This window comes from Larkinella arboricola, assembly GCF_003259745.1.
GTDB lineage: Bacteria > Bacteroidota > Bacteroidia > Cytophagales > Spirosomataceae > Larkinella > Larkinella arboricola.
This window is the reverse complement of the sequence record NZ_QLMC01000008.1, coordinates 124,529-140,427: the sequence shown is the minus strand read 5'-3', so window position 1 is coordinate 140,427 and position 15,899 is coordinate 124,529. Positions and strand designations below refer to the sequence as shown.

8 protein-coding genes are annotated in these 15,899 nt (G+C 53.3%); 5 read left to right on the top strand and 3 right to left on the bottom strand.

What is annotated here, in order from left to right; all coding sequences use genetic code 11:
* Positions 1-36 precede the first annotated feature (36 nt).
* From LX87_RS25625 to tamL, 3 genes are all read right to left on the bottom strand, one after another.
* Positions 37-1,344, bottom strand: coding sequence for a sigma-54 interaction domain-containing protein (locus LX87_RS25625; protein WP_111631158.1), 1,308 nt, complete (start codon positions 1,342-1,344; stop codon positions 37-39).
* A 22-nt stretch (positions 1,345-1,366) separates the two neighbouring features.
* Positions 1,367-2,791 carry a tRNA (N6-isopentenyl adenosine(37)-C2)-methylthiotransferase MiaB gene (gene miaB / locus LX87_RS25620; protein WP_111631157.1) on the bottom strand — a complete coding sequence of 475 codons (1,425 nt, stop codon included), beginning with the start codon at positions 2,789-2,791 and terminating at the stop codon, positions 1,367-1,369.
* 214 nt (positions 2,792-3,005) lie between these two features.
* Positions 3,006-5,732, bottom strand: coding sequence for a translocation and assembly module lipoprotein TamL (tamL, locus tag LX87_RS25615; protein WP_229310823.1), 2,727 nt, complete (start codon positions 5,730-5,732; stop codon positions 3,006-3,008).
* Between tamL and LX87_RS25610 the strand changes: the two genes are divergently transcribed.
* The 5 genes from LX87_RS25610 to LX87_RS25590 all read left to right on the top strand — a co-directional run bounded on the left by LX87_RS25610 (position 5,731) and on the right by LX87_RS25590 (position 15,715).
* Positions 5,731-6,486: an RNA methyltransferase gene (locus LX87_RS25610; protein WP_111631156.1), complete on the top strand. Its 756-nt coding sequence runs from the start codon at positions 5,731-5,733 to the stop codon at positions 6,484-6,486. The two genes, tamL and LX87_RS25610, sit on opposite strands and share 2 nt — an antisense overlap.
* 180 nt (positions 6,487-6,666) lie before the next feature.
* Positions 6,667-9,891, top strand: coding sequence for a ligand-binding sensor domain-containing protein (locus LX87_RS25605; protein WP_111631155.1), 3,225 nt, complete (start codon positions 6,667-6,669; stop codon positions 9,889-9,891).
* Between the two features lie 121 nt (positions 9,892-10,012).
* Positions 10,013-10,663, top strand: a complete 651-nt coding sequence (locus tag LX87_RS25600; protein ID WP_111631154.1) for a response regulator — start codon at positions 10,013-10,015, stop codon at positions 10,661-10,663.
* A 290-nt stretch (positions 10,664-10,953) separates the two neighbouring features.
* Positions 10,954-14,151: a SusC/RagA family TonB-linked outer membrane protein gene (locus LX87_RS25595; RefSeq protein ID WP_111631153.1), complete on the top strand. Its 3,198-nt coding sequence runs from the start codon at positions 10,954-10,956 to the stop codon at positions 14,149-14,151.
* Between the two features lie 22 nt (positions 14,152-14,173).
* Positions 14,174-15,715 carry a SusD/RagB family nutrient-binding outer membrane lipoprotein gene (locus LX87_RS25590; protein ID WP_111631152.1) on the top strand — a complete coding sequence of 514 codons (1,542 nt, stop codon included), beginning with the start codon at positions 14,174-14,176 and terminating at the stop codon, positions 15,713-15,715.
* The last annotated feature ends 184 nt before the right edge of the window (positions 15,716-15,899 follow it).

Below are 15,899 nucleotides of genomic sequence, written 5' to 3'. Positions count from 1 at the left end.
TAATGCTTCACTCTTGACTCTTCACGTTCAACTGAATCAGTCTTCTTCATCGATTTGATACTGTTTAATCTTCCGGTACAGCGTCCGCTCTGAAATGCCAAGGGCCTGAGCCGCGTATTTGCGCTTGTTATTGCTGCGCCGTAACGCCTTGACAATCATTTCTTTCTCCTTCTTCTCCAGCGACAGCGAATCGTCTTCTTCGGTTTCGTGCGTAATGTCCTCCACGGTTACTTCACTGGGCGCATCGCTCGCATCGTAGTCATCAACATCGATCAGGTTGCTGGCGGGCAGCAGACGCGCCACGGCCTTTTCGGGATCGGCCGGAATGAGGTCGCCTGATTGCAACGTTTCAAACAATTCCTTATTGTTTTTCAGGATTTCGTGGCCGTCTTGTTCGTTTTTCAGCACATCCAGCACCAGCCGTTTCAGGTCATTCATATCCCGGCGCATGTCGAACAGTACTTTGTAGAGCAGTTCGCGCTCGGAGAATGAATTGTTGTCGCTGTAAGCTCCCGGCAGCACCATCGGGGCCTGTGGAGTCTGCGACGAAACGGCCGGGAGGTATTTGGTGAGCGTCTCGGCCTCAATGACTTTATTGCTCTCCGATTCGAGAATGGAAATCTGCTCGGCGATATTTTTTAACTGGCGAATGTTACCCGGAAACGGATACCGTAAGAGCATCAGTTTGGCGGCTTCCGATAGCTGGATGGGATTGATCCGGTAGCGTTCAGCAAAGTCGGTTGTAAACTTCCGGAAGAGCAGTTCAATGTCCTCGCCCCGGTCGCGCAGGGGCGGCACAAAAATCGGTACGGTATTGAGCCGGTAATACAAATCTTCCCGAAACTTGCCCTGCTCAACAGCCGCTAGCAGATTGACGTTTGTGGCCGCCACCACCCGAACATCGGTTTTCTGCACTTTGGACGAGCCCACACGGATAAACTCGCCGTTTTCGAGTACCCGCAGCAGCCGGGCCTGGGTACCCATCGGCATTTCGCCGATTTCGTCCAGAAAAATGGTGCCGCCGTTGGTGGTTTCAAAATACCCTTTCCGCTGATCGACAGCCCCCGTAAACGACCCTTTTTCGTGCCCAAATAGCTCTGAATCAATCGTTCCCTCCGGAATGGCTCCGCAGTTGATGGCAATAAACTGGCCGTGCTTGCGACTGCTCAGGCTGTGAATGATTTTCGAAAATGACTCTTTCCCGCTTCCGCTTTCGCCGGTTATTAATACCGTTAAGTCAGTAGCCGCTACCTGAATGGCCACATTGATGGCGTAATTCAGGCCCGGCGCGTTACCGATAATGCCGAACCGCTGCTTAACCGACTGGACTTCTTTTAAATTCATGAGGTATGGAAATGGGAAACACTTACACCGTGGTGCCCAGCAGCGTAGCCGCCGTGCAATCCGTCACCAGGACGTTGACGTATTGGCCTTTCTGGTAATTGCCCTTCGGGAAAACCACCATTTTGTTCTGGTCGTTGCGGCCCGATAAAAACTCGTCCGAACGTTTCGAGGGGCCTTCGATCAACACGCGCTGAATCTTGCCGATGTGCCGCTGGTTGCGTTCGAGCGACATATTGCGTTGCAGGGCGATGATTTCGTTCAGCCGCCGGATTTTAACGTCGTTCGGCACGTCATCGGCGTATTTCCGGGCCGCTGGTGTACCGGGGCGTTCGGAGTAAGCAAACATATAACCGTAATCGTACCGGGCGTATTCCATCAGCGACAGGGTGTCCTGGTGTTCTTCTTCCGTTTCGGAGCAGAAACCCGAAATCATGTCGTGCGAAATACCGCAGTCTTCGCCCAGGATGGCCCGGATGCGATCAATTTTCTGGATGTACCAGGCCCGGTCGTAGGTCCGGTTCATCAGTTTCAGAATCCGGTCGTTACCGCTTTGGGCGGGCAGGTGAATGTATTTGCAGATGTTATCGTATTTCGCCATCGTGTACAGCACCTCGTCGGTGATGTCCTTCGGGTGTGACGTCGAAAACCGCACGCGCAGGTCCGGATCAACCAGGGCCACCCGTTCGAGCAACTGGGCGAAATTGACATTCTCGGTGCCGTCTTCCGAAGCCCATTTGTAGCTATCAACGTTCTGGCCCAGCAGCGTAACTTCTTTGTAGCCAGCCGCCGAAAGCTCCTGCGCTTCACGCACGATGGAATGGGCATCACGGCTGCGTTCGCGGCCCCGGGTGTAGGGCACCACGCAGAAACTGCACATATTGTCGCAACCCCGCATGATGGAAATAAAAGCCGTCACGCCGTTGGAATTCAGGCGGATAGGGGAGATGTCGGCGTAGGTTTCCTCGCGCGACAAAAAGACGTTAACGGCTTTCTGACCCGTTTCGGCTTCTTCCACCAGCTTCGGAATATCGCGGTAGGCATCGGGCCCGGCCACAATGTCCACCATTTTTTCTTCTTCCAGCAGCTTGGCTTTCAGGCGTTCGGCCATGCAGCCCAGCATCCCGACCAGCAGTTCAGGTTTACGTTTCTTGAGGACGTTGAGTTGCTTCAGCCGGTTGCGTACTTTCTGCTCGGCATTGTCGCGGATGGCGCAGGTATTCAGAAAAATAACGTCGGCATCGTCGGCGGTGGCGGTGGTGGCAAACCCGGCATTCCGCATGACCGATGCGACGATTTCGCTGTCTGAAAAATTCATCTGGCAACCGTAGCTCTCAATGTAAAGCCGTTTTTTGCCCACGGCCAGTTCTTCTTCCAACACGCGGGGTTCGTCCGCGCTCACTTTGTCGGCTTCGGTCAGTATGGATAAGGTCTCCGTTATGCGTTCCATAGAATAATCTTGTCAGTTACCAGTCGGATGGGGGCAGGTCCGTCGTTTGCCGGTGAGAGAGCGACTTTGTTCGCCCAATAAACCGTAAATAGAGAACCGGTTTTCAGGCCCGAAAGGATAAACCGTTGACTCATAAAATTAAGTTGCAAAGGTACGAAGATTTTGGGGAACTGTGACAGTTTGTCAGGTAGGAAAGTAGATACGCTAAGTTTCGTCAGAACGGATAGCCAATTCCGAAATTGATAACGAGCGGGTTGGGGCCGCGAAACATCTTATCAAACCGGAATTTGGGCAGGATATACCGTTCGTCAACGACATCGCCGGGCTGTTTCCCTTCTACGATATAGCCGTTTCGATCAGGGGCATAGATGAAATAGCGGGCCGGATCATAGACTTTAATGGCGCCGTCGAACCGGATGATGAAAAATGAAAAGTCGATGCGCAGGCCAATCCCGGTGCCCACGGCAATCTGCTGCACAAAATTGCGGGAAGGATAATCGGTACTCGATTTGCGGAAGAGAAAGTTCTCACCTACCCGGTTTTCATTATCGCGTAAGGTCCACACATTACCGGCATCAACAAAAAAAGCGCCGTTGATGTCGCCACCCAAACGGAATAAATGCGTCCGCAACTCGGCCGATGCTTCGAGCAAAATATCGCCGGGCTGTTCAAAATCGTACCGGAATTGACCGGTTGACTGTTCGGGGTTTCTCCGATCTCTTTTAAACTCTGGAATTAGTCCGTCACTATCTGGGACGGTATAGGGTATTGCCGAACCGGCCCCAAGCCGCCGGGGAAGCCAGGCGCGAACGCTACTGCTACCACCGGCAAAAAACAGCTTTTCGTAGGGAGCCGTTTTATTGCGACCGTAACCATAAACAAGTCCGGTATTAAAGCGAAAAGCCAGGGAGGTTTTGGAACGTAATGGAATATAATGTCGGTAGTCAATATTCCCCCGCAGGTATTTATAATATTGGAGACCGCTTGTATCAGTTGTTTTAAAAATGCTCTGAAGCTGCTGTGGACTAAAGAAGTTTAGTGTTGTCCCGCCTGATTCCAGAGAAAGGCGCAGGAAATTGGCGCGTCGATTTTGGCCCAGTACGTTCGTATTATACGTATAAACAAAACCGATGTTGGAGGCAAAGGAATTTAAAAAGCTGTTCTTTATCGTACTCCCTGCTGCGGCTTGCCTGTTGAGGTAATCCAGGAAAACGGATTCTCCATTAGCGTCTTTATAAATAGTGGCATTTAAGTAGTTAACGTCAGCTATAAAAAAGTTGTACTGATGATTCGTGTTTTTTAACCAGTTGTATGATATAGCGGCTCTTAAAAGCTGGCGCCCGTACTCCGGGCGTTTGGTATAGTTATAGCCTAAGCTTATTTGGGTACGGGGGCTAAGCCGGTTGAATTTAAAACGAACCTTGCCGGGAAATAAAATGTGAGGAAAAATCACGGATGTGTTGAGTCCAAACTCCTGTGAAATTCCGATTGAACTGTTCGGAATAAACCCCGTTGTGGCTTCAATACCGTACCGGACGGATGTTTCAAACGTGCCCAGACCGCCGAAAATGTTGTGAATCCGGAACGACAGATTGCCAAAAGGCCCCGGATACCCCTGCCCCTGGTACAATACGAAAATACCGCCCTCGGTGGTTATTTCGTATTTGTCAATGGGAATCAGACTGATGCGGGTTCGCAACCGGCGGGCGGTGGTATCCAGAAAACTGATGTTGGCAAAACTGAACTGATTCAGCAGAAATAACTGCCGCTGGGTATCCTGGTAATTTTTAAGCCGGTACAGGCTATCAGGCCGCAGGAAAATCCGGCTGTCGAGCAGACGCATGGAATATTGCTGACGACCCAAATAAAACCGCAGGCCGTTGTGCGAAACCGTATCCGCCGAAGCACGGTCTTCGGCACGGAGCACCCGGACCTCCACCTCGCCAATTTTGTAAACCGGGTGGCTGGATTGGCCGGGCGGGTTGACAATCTTAACCCACATATTGAGCCTGCGAGGGGTGAGATCGGTGCTGTCGGTCCGGGCGGTATCCGGATCGAGTACATCCAGCGGAAGCGGAATGTACTGCCGGGTGAAGCTGTAATAACCGTTATTTCGCAACAGTTCCTCAATCCGGATGCGCTCGGCTTCCACTTTATCGGCGTCGTAACGATCGCCCTTTTTGAGCAGAGAAGACCGACTGAGGGTGGCCCGGACGATGGAGTCAACCCGGGGGTCGGCAATCTGATAGGTAATCTGGTTAAGATAAAAGGGTGTATTTTCGGTAATCGAATACGTCACCCGAACCCGCCGTCCCAGTGCCGTAGTGCTGTCAGCGGTATAGGAAACCTTGCCCCGTAAAAAGCCTTTGTTGTACAGAAACCGCTGCATTTTCTGCGCATTGGCTTTGGCATCGGTTTCGTAGTAATAAGCGGGCGGTTCGCCGAGGGAGCGCATCACCCAGTTGCCTTCTTCCACCCGCCGGTTCAGCCGCCCAAGCTGGCGATTATACCGTTTTAGCTGCTTGCGGTGCGATTGGGTGGAGTCGGGCTGGGCAACGAACTGATCGTATTCTTTCCGCTTGGCATCCAGCGCGCGTTGGGCGGCTGCCTTATCGTAGGTGCGGGAACCCAGTTGGTAAACCCAGAGTGAAGGGGTGAGCGGCAAACGAAGAATCCGGCGGTTGGGCCGCTGCGGAATCAGCGCTTCGAGGTCGGCGCTCGGAATGGCTCGATTGCCGCGAACCGTCTGGCTATAGAGCAGATACTGATTTTTTTGTAACTTTTCCGAACTAACGCAGCCTGATAGCCAGACTAGTATACCGGCAAAAAGGAATACCGTGGATGAATTACGCGCTACGAATGTCAGATTACGGCTGATTCTCCGTAATTCGCAATTCATACGCTGACCGGCAACCCGGCTGTAACTCATTTTTTTATTCATGCTTTCAAAATCACTTAGCAAATATATTCAGTCGCTGCACCAGAAAAAATACCGACAGGAACATGCGGCCTTTTTGGTGGAAGGAGCGATCAATGTGCTGGAGCTTTGCGCGTCGGATTATTCCATCGAATTGTTACTGGCAACGGAGTCATTTTACAAAGAAAACGCCCGGCTGCTGGATAAACAACCGGTTCGGCTTGAAATGGTTACCGCCGACGACCTCCGGCGGGTGGGTTCGCTGGTTGCCAACGATGCCTGTCTGGCTGTTGCTAAAACGAAGGAAAACCGCTTTTTAGTGGCCGACGCCGACGAATTTGTGCTGGTGCTGGACGACATCCGTGACCCCGGCAATCTGGGCACCATCCTGCGCATTGCCGACTGGTACGGAATCCGGAAGCTAATCTGCTCGCAGTCAACCGCCGACGTATACAATCCCAAGGTGATCTCGGCCAGCAAAGGATCGTTCACGCGGGTAGAATGGTACTATTGTGACCTGAAGGGGTATCTGAGCGAATTGCCCGAAACGCCGGTATACGGGGCTTTTTTAGACGGTGCCGATGTTCATCGCCAGTCTTTCGGGGCGTCGGGCTACATCGTCATGGGGAACGAAGCCAATGGGATTAGTTCGGAAGTGGAACGGTTTGTTAGCCAGCGGATTACTATTCCGAGATACGGGCAGGCGGAGTCCCTGAACGTGGGCATCGCAACGGCGGTGATCTGCGATAACCTGCGCCGGTCGGTGGGCCATAAATAAAAGTAGCCCTGTTCATGGCAAGGCTACTTTTACTGCTTCTTAACCTAAACTAAATGTACATTATTTCGACAAAAATACGACCGGAGCGCAGCATCACATTTAACCCAGATTGGGGGATTTATACAAACGGAGAGAAGATGTAAATTTGTGAAATGAGGGGATATTTCTACCCCGGAACGGATGAGGACTCGTTGGTGCATTATTTTGCTTTGTCTAAACTGGGTGACGGCCTTCACCCAGGCTATTAAAAGTCTGCCGAGCGGCAATTCCTTTGATTCGCGCGGGCCGGTCATGCACTTTCTGGATCAGATTTCGGTCGACAATGGTTTGTCGCAGAGTGAAGTCTACTGCATATTGAAAGACAGCCGGGGGTATGTCTGGTTTGGCACCCAGGACGGCCTCAACCGCTACGACGGCTACCAGATTACCCACTACAAACACAATCCCTTCGACAGCACGACGATCTCCCACGACCAGATCATGTCGATGTACGAGGATGCCCACGGCAAAATCTGGATCGGCACGGTCAACGGGTTGAACCGGTATGACCCCGTGACGGGGCGGTTCTGGCGTTGCAACGATCTGCTGGAAACCAATCAACGTCGCTTTGGTCTCATTACCGTCAATGCCATCACCGCTGACCGATTCGGAACCCTGTGGCTGGCCACCAGTTCGGGGCTCAAGCGGTTCATAACCCGCGCAAAAGACCGGTATGAAGTGGCGCACTACACCATCGGAAGTGAGGACGACCGCCGGGCGCAGATGGTGAATGCCCTGCTGATTGATCCCCGCGGTATGTTGTGGATCGGAACAGGAAACGGTTTGGCCCAGCTACCCGTTACCAAACCGGGAACCGCCACCTCGCAGCCGGTCACCATCGTGGCTCATACCCTAAAACAACCGTATCAACTGCCCGATGCCTGGGTGAAAACACTGGCCCAGGACAACTACGGAACGATCTGGGTCGGAACGGCCCGGGGAGTGGCCCGCATCAACCCTCCGTTAAAGCAGTCGGAAATGTATCCGGAAATTGATCAGCGGACGGGCGATCAGCCCATCAGTTCGTTACACGTTGATCGGTACGACGTGCTGTGGATTGCAACGGCCCAGAGCGGCATCCTTCGCTACAAACTAGTCAGCGACCAGCATATTCGCTACGTGGACGGGATTCAGGAAGACTTGTTTGGGAAAAAAGGGCTGAAAACCGGGTATATCAACATGATATACGAAGGCCCCGCCCAGCGGGAAGATGTGGTCTGGATTGGCACGCACGACGCGGGCGTGCAGCTTTACAGCCGGTCCAAAAATACGTTTCGGCAATGGCCCGTGATCACCAGCCGACAGCAATCGTCGGCGGCCAGTCTGGTTTTTGCCGTTACGACCGATCATCTGGGCAAACTCTGGATTGGTACGCACGAAGGGCTGATTCAGATCGACCGGCTGACCTCGGCCACGCAACGGTTTCGGGCCAACCCGTCCGATCCGCACAGCATCGGCAGCGACCGGATTCAATGTCTGCTGGAAGACCGCCGGGGCAATTTCTGGGTCGGCACACCGGAAGGATTATACCGTTACGACCGCCAGCGCAACCGATTTGACCGGTATCTGTCGGGAATAGAAAAAGTGATGACGTCGAAAGGCATCGAAAAAGGCGACGGCATTTTGAGTCTGTACGAAGACCGGCAGGGAAATCTGTGGGCGGGAGGCTATTCCAGTTTACGCCGGATCGACGCCAGAACCGGCCAGATTACGGCCTACCGCCATGATCCGAAAGACCCCAACAGCCTGCGGGCGTTTATCGTCTACGCCGTTCAGGAAGACCGGCGCGGCATGATTTGGGTCGGAACGGGTTTTGGCCTGAACAAAATCGATCAGCAAACGGGCAAAATCACCCACTACGAAAACAACCCCCGCGATCCGAACAGCCTCATTGGCGAGCAGGTGATGGGCTTTCTGCGCGACAGCAAAGACCGGTTTTGGGTGTGCAGCAACAAGGGATTGAGCCAACTGGTCTGGGACCAGAGCGGAAAGGAGCGGTTTATCCATTATACCGAGCGCAACGGTTTGCCAAACGAGCTGGTGTATGGCGCCCTGGAAGACGAGCGGGGGCGCATCTGGATGAGCACCAACCTGGGGCTGTCCTGTTTTGATCCGGAAAAGAAACAATTCGAGAATTACGACATCAACGACGGCCTGACCATCAATGAATTCAACATGAATGCCTACCACCGGGCCGCTGATGGCGAAATGTTTTTCGGCGGCATAGGGTCACTGGTGAGTTTTCGGCCGATGCGCATGGTCCGCAACCGGCACCTGCCCCATACGGTACTGACCTCGTTCAAGAAGTTTGAAAAACCGGTCAACGTGGATAGCCTGCTGGCGCAGAAAGGACACATCGAAATCCTGCCCGGTGAGAACTTCTTCTCGTTGTCGTTTGCCGCTCTCGATTACACCAACTCCCACAAAAACCAGTATGCGTACAGGCTGGAGGGGTTTCAGGACGGCTGGATCGACAGTGGCACGCGCCGGTACGTGAGTTTTACGAATCTGAAGCCCGGTGATTACGTCCTGAAAGTTCGCGGTTCCAACAGCGACGGCCTATGGAGTGAAGCGAATATGCTCCGGATTCCCATTACGGTATTGCCGCCCTTCTGGCAAACGTGGTGGTTTCTGGCGCTGCTCGTAGCGGTAATCAGCGGAACCGTCTGGCTGGTTTATAATTACCGCGTTCGGAAGAAAGTAGAACACCTGCTCGAACTGGAGCGGGTGACGCTGGCCGAAAACGAACGCGTTCGGAAAATGGCCGCCCAGGATTTGCACGATGAGTTTGGCAACACGATCACCCGGATTTCGATGCTGACCGAAATCATCAAAAGCAAACTGAACGGCCACGGTGCCGAGATTGGTCCTTTGCTGACCAAAATCAGCGACAACAGCAACCGGCTTTACCAGGGCACCAAGGATTTTATCTGGGCGATTAATCCCGAACACGATAATTTTCTGGAAATCGCCATCCGCCTGAAAGACTTCGGTGACGACGTATTCGACCGAACCGCTGTCACATTCGACGCCATCGGCATTACCGACGATCTGCGGAAAGCCGTGTTACCGATGGGCACGAGCCGCCACCTGATTTTTCTGTTCAAGGAAGCCATGAGCAACACGCTGAAACATTCGCAGGCGACGAGCGCACAGATTCATTTTGCGATGCTCAACCGGCGAATTGAAGTTCGGTGGAAAGATAACGGTATTGGTATTCAGAACAGTAACAAATCGGCGGTCGGGAATGGACTGAACAACATTCGCAGCCGGGCCGAGAAGATTGGCGGCAAGGTGGATATTTTGTCGGTCTATCAGGAGGGTACAACCGTGATGTTCCGAATGGACATCCCGCATATTGGGTGAAACCCGCGATTGCTTCATCAACATTCCTTTCGTAAAGACAATTGCTCCGTTGGTGTAATATCAGGGCCGTATGGCCCGAAAAAGCCGTTATTTAACCTTGCAAACTCTAATGAACACACGTATGAATGGAATTCAACTTATGCGCAATCCGCAGACGATACGAATATGCATTGTGGAGGACGACAACCTGATTCGGGACGGATTTGCGCTGCTGATCAACAGTACCTACGGCTTTAAGATCATCAATACGTATTATCGTTGTGAGGACGCCATCAAAAACATCCATGCCGACGCGCCGGACGTGGTGCTGATGGACATTGAGTTGCCGGGCATGAACGGCATCGAGGGCATCGCCAAAATCAAGAAGCTGCGTCCCAAAACCAACATCATCGTGGTGACGGTGTATGAAAACGACGAGCTGGTGTTTAAAGCCCTGTGCGCCGGAGCGGGCGGCTACCTGACCAAAAATATGCAGCCCGGCCGCCTGCTGGAAGCCATTCGCGATATTCAGGATGGAGGAGCGCCCATGAGCACCAACATCGCCCGGATGGTGGTCGCGTCGTTCCAGAAAAACCGTAATTCTCCGCTGACGGCCCGCGAAACCGAGGTGCTCGAATTGCTGTCAAAAGGCAAGAGCTATACCACCATCGCGGAACAGTTGTTCGTTGATAAGGAAACCATTCGCACACACATTAAAAACATTTACTGGAAACTGGAAGTACACTCCAAGGCCGAAGCCATCGAGAAAGCCATTAAAGAACGGCTGATTTAACCCGCAAAATCCCCTCTTCTGGGGTAGAGTCCCCCGTGAGCCGGGCCTTACTTTTGTCTTGTTGACACAGGGCAGGGCAAAAGCAATGTGCTCATCGACAGGAAAAATAAAACCAGGTTCTGAGCAATCCGGGCCTACTCTATGAGATGAACGTAAGAGGAAAAACCAGCCAGCTTGGCTGGTTTTTTTGTTGGTAAAATCCCCCGCATTGCGTGATATGTTGGCGCGTCCGGTTCTTGACCTTTGTTAAGAAATCTTTACAGAAATCTAACACACAGATCAACAAACCAATGAAATTAAGACTACTATGGGGATTCGTACTGTTGCTTTTGAGCCATCAGTATGGGTTAGCGCAAACCCGAACGGTTTCCGGCACCGTTCGGAGTGCGTCAGACAAAGTACCGATGCCCGGGGTGACAATCGGGATTAAAGGCACCACGCAGGGCGCCAACACCGACGGCAACGGAACCTTCCGGATTACGAACGTGCCGCCGGATGCAACGCTGGTTTTTTCGTTTATCGGCTTTACAACGCAGGAGGTCCCTGTCGGTAATCGCACAAACTTCGATATTCTGCTGGAAGAAGGTACGGCCATTCTCAATGAAGTTGTCGTGACGGCGTCGGCCATTGAGCGGGAGAAAAAGACGCTTGGCTACGCGGTCACCAACGTGAAGGGTGATGAACTGATCCGGGCCAACGAATCGAATATGCTGCGGGCGTTGCAGGGGCGCGTTCCGGGTGTGCAGATTTCGAGCGCATCGGGGGCCGCCGGGGGCGCTACCCGCGTTGTGATCCGGGGGGCGCAGTCGTTCAACGGCAACAACCAGCCGCTGTATGTGGTCGATGGGATCATTGTCAGCAATAACAACACGACTACGCAGATTATCAACGGGAATGGTACGCCATCGGCCATCGGTGGGGGCGACCTGAACAACGGGGTGGACCTTACCAACCGGGCGGCCGATATTGACCCCAACAACATCGAGTCGGTGTCGATCCTGAAAGGGCCAGCCGCAGCCGCGCTCTATGGTTCGCAGGCGGCTTCGGGCGTGATCATCATTACGACCAAAAACCGGAGTAAAGCCGTCACCGACAAGCCGCAGATTAGCCTGAACAGTTCCGTGACGTTCGAAAATCCGCTGCGCCTGCCCGATTTTCAAAACACATATGGAGCCGGTTTTAACGGTGTGTACGACCTGTTTGATGCCGGAAACATTAGCTGGGGACCGAAAATTGAGGGCCAGAACGTACCCGACTGGCATACCTACGGTCTGTATTCGCTCGGGCAGCTTGAAGCACCGGATTCGATTCCGCTGACGGCCAAGCCCAACAACGTCCGAAATTTTTTCAAAACGGGCGTGACTCTCAACAACTCGTTTTCGGTTCGGAACAACAACGGTACGTCAAACTATATTCTGACGGTTTCGGATGTGAACACGAAATCCATGATTCCGAACACCAGCTACCGCCGGACAACCGTGAACGTGGGAGCCGGAACGCGGTTTTTCAACAACAAAGTTTCGGCCAATCTGTCGGCGACCTTCACCCGATCCGGGGGAGATCGGGGGGTGCAGGGGCAGGGTCGGTCGAATATCCTGCAAACAATCTACAACACCCCCCGCGACATCGAGGTGACCGACCAGAAGGATTACAACGACCCCCGCTACAACCTGGAGGGCTATTACCTGGCCGGTTTTCGGAATAATCCGTACTGGCTGCTGGATAACAACCTGCTGAGAGACAACGTAAATCGCTTTTTCGGGAATGCGCAGATTACCTACGACCCGGTGCCGTGGCTGAATGTTACCTACCGGATTGGTACGGATATGTATGCCGATTTGCGGAAACAAACCTTTGCCCAGGGCACAATCGCGAACGTTGGCGGGCGCTATGTGGAGGACAATACCAACTTTCAGAGCCTGCTTTCTGACCTCATCGTTACCGTCAACCGCAACCTGAATCCGGACCTCAATCTGAAAGTGATTCTGGGGCATAACCTTCAGGATTACAACACGACGCGGGGTGTTTATGATGGCCAGCCTCTGGTTGTGCCGGGGTTCTACGACCTCAGTAATGCCAGCACGATTGTCACCACGCGGGTTGATTCGCGCACGCGGCTGTACGGTATTTACGGCGATGCGCAGTTGTCGTACAAAGAATACCTGTTTCTGGACGTAACGGGCCGGAACGATTACTCCTCGACCCTGCCGAAGAAAAACCGTTCGTTCTTTTACCCGGGGGCCAGCGTCAGCTTCATTCCGACCTCGGCTTTTCTAAGTTTAAGGAATACGCCGATCAGTTACGCCAAGGTACGGGCCAACATTGCGCAGGTGGGTAAAGTGGCCAATGCGTATCAGGTGGTACCGGTTTTCACGCGCACATCCATCACCGACGGTTTTCAGGCGTTGTATCAGTTCCCGCTGAACGGAGTGCCGGGCTTCTCGGTCGGCAACATCCGCGGGAATCCGGATTTACGGTCGGAACTGACGACCTCCTGGGAGATCGGAACGGAAATCCTGTTTTTCAATAACCGCTTGGGCATTGATTTCACGTATTACAATTCCAAAAGCGACCAGCAGATTGTAAACGTACCGATTTCGAGTACGTCGGGATTTCTGGCCCAGACGCTGAACGCCGGCGCGATGACCAACAAAGGGATTGAGTTGCTGTTGACCGGAACGCCGGTAAAAACGACGTCGGGTTTTCGCTGGGATGTAGCGTTGAATTTTACCCGTAACCGCAATAAGGTAACCGATTTGTATAACCCGCTGGCACCGGTGAGCCTGGGCGGTCTGGCATCGCCGGGTTTACAGGCGCGTCTGGGCGAACCGTACGGCACCTTCTTCGGGAGCAAAATGCTGCGTGACCCCCAGGGCCGCGTGGTGGTTAATCCGAATACAGGCCGCCCGCTGGCCGATCCGATTTTGCAGGTGCTGGGCAACATTCAGCCCGATTTTTCGGCTGGTTTAAGCAATACGGTTTCGTTTAAGGGCGTGACCTTCAATGTGCTGGTCGATACGCGTCAGGGTGGTAAGTTCTTCTCCCAAACGTCAGCGTTGGGGCAGTTTGGCGGTTTTACGAAAGAAACGACCTATAATGACCGGCAGCCGTTTGTCTACCCCAATTCCGTCATTCAGAATCAGGACGGCACCTTTACGCCCAACACGACGATCAAAACCGACGGCGGTTTCGAATACTGGTCGACGGTGGCCAATTTCGGCGAAAACACGCTTTACGATGCTTCGTTCGTCAAACTCCGGGAAATGAGCCTGAGCTACGCGTTGCCAAAATCGCTGATCGGAAAGACGCCGTTCTCCATCATTCAACTCTCCTTGATTGGCCGGAATCTGCTGCTCTGGACACCCAAATCGCAACCCAACGTGGATCCGGAAGTCAGTTCATTCGGCACGGGCAACAGCCAGGGCTACGAGTTCTTTGCCTATCCTTCGACCCGGAGCTACGGGGCCAGCCTGAAAATTGTGTTATAACCGATTCCGATCTTCTGAAAACATGAAACGAATTTATATAAAGGCCTTGTTAATGAGCCTGTTGCTTGGCCTGAACACCGCTTGCGACAGTGATTATCTGGACATCAATACCGACCCCAACAACCCGACCGTAGCGGATGTCAATCTGGCGTTACCGGCGGGGCAGGCCCAGGTGGCTTTTATTGTCGGGGGGCAACTCAATATTCTGGGCGGGGTTCTGGCGCAGTACTGGACCATACCGAAAGGCGGAAACCAATACCGGAGCTGGGACCAGTACAACATTACCTCATCGACGCTCGACGGCCAGGGCGGGCAGTTTGTCGGTATGTATGCGGGGGCTTTGCAGGATTTCCAGTATGTCATCAACCAGGGCAGCCAGCAGAACGAATGGCGGATGGTTGGCATTTCGAAAATCATGAAAGCGTACGGGTTCGGCATACTGACGGATTTATACGGCGACATTCCCTTTTCCGAAGCCCTGAATGCGGACCTGACCATAACGCCCCGGTACGATGCGCAAAAGGACGTTTACGCGGGTTTGCAAACCCTGTTGGATGAAGCTAAAGCGGATATTGCCAAAAAGCAGGGCCGTTTTCCGGGTACGGCGGATATGCTCTATCAGGCCGCCAACGAAGCGGGTATGGACCGCTGGGTGCGGCTGGCCAATACGCTGAAACTGAAGTTTTACCTGCGGCTCAGTCAGGTCGATCCGGCCACGGCCCGTGCCGGTATTCAGGCGCTTTACGCCAGCAGTGGAACGGCTTTTATGCAGGCGGGCGAGAGTCTTGAGTTTGCCAATGGAACCGTCACCAACTCCGAAAACCCCTTCTGGCAGGCCAACTTTCGTTTGTCTAACAACCTGACGGCCAGCACCACCATTGGCAACTTAATGGCGCCCAACAACGACCCCCGGATGCCGGTTTACTTTCTGGATGCGGATTTACGGACGCCCGAAATCGAGTATGTTTTCACCCCGAACGGTACCACCTCGACCAACACGGCGCAGTATACCTCGTATCCGGGCAAGTATTTTATCGGTCAACGGTTTCTGAACGGAACCATCAACGGCACTTCGGCAGGGAGTGGCGTAACGGCGGCTGATGATAACGCGGCCAAAGCGCGTCCGGTGGTACTGGTGGCCTATGAAGAAAGCCTGCTGCTGCGGGCCGAAGCCGTTGCCCGTGGGTGGGCCGGAACCACCACCGACGATCCGGCCAAACTCTACAACGAAGCCATCACCGCATCGATGGCCCGCTTTGGGGTACAGGCTGGCGATTACCTGACCAAACCCGGTGTCGACTACGCCCGGCAGACCGATAAAATCAGGGCCATTATCACCCAGAAATACCTCGCCTTATACGGTTTGAATGGGGTAGAAGCCTGGTCGGAGCAGCGCCGGACGGGTTTTCCGGCCCCGACGATTCCGGTGGTTAACCTGACGGGAAATCAGTTTATGAAACGGCTGCCCTACGTTGATTCGGAATTGCAGCGAAACCCCAATATTACGGCCACCGGTATTGCTCCCGGCGACGTGCTTACCCCCGTTTGGTGGGATGCTGATTAACGGATAAGGCTTGATTTAAACAAAGGGAACACAAAAAAAAGGTCAAAAACCGGTCTAATTAGGCCGGTTTTTTCTTTATCCGCTCTCTCGACCGTTCATCCAATAGGCGACCCCATTCCGAAATATCACCTCATTTGCGGTACGGCGGGCCTTTACCAATCCGGTACTTTTAGGTCATAAATCG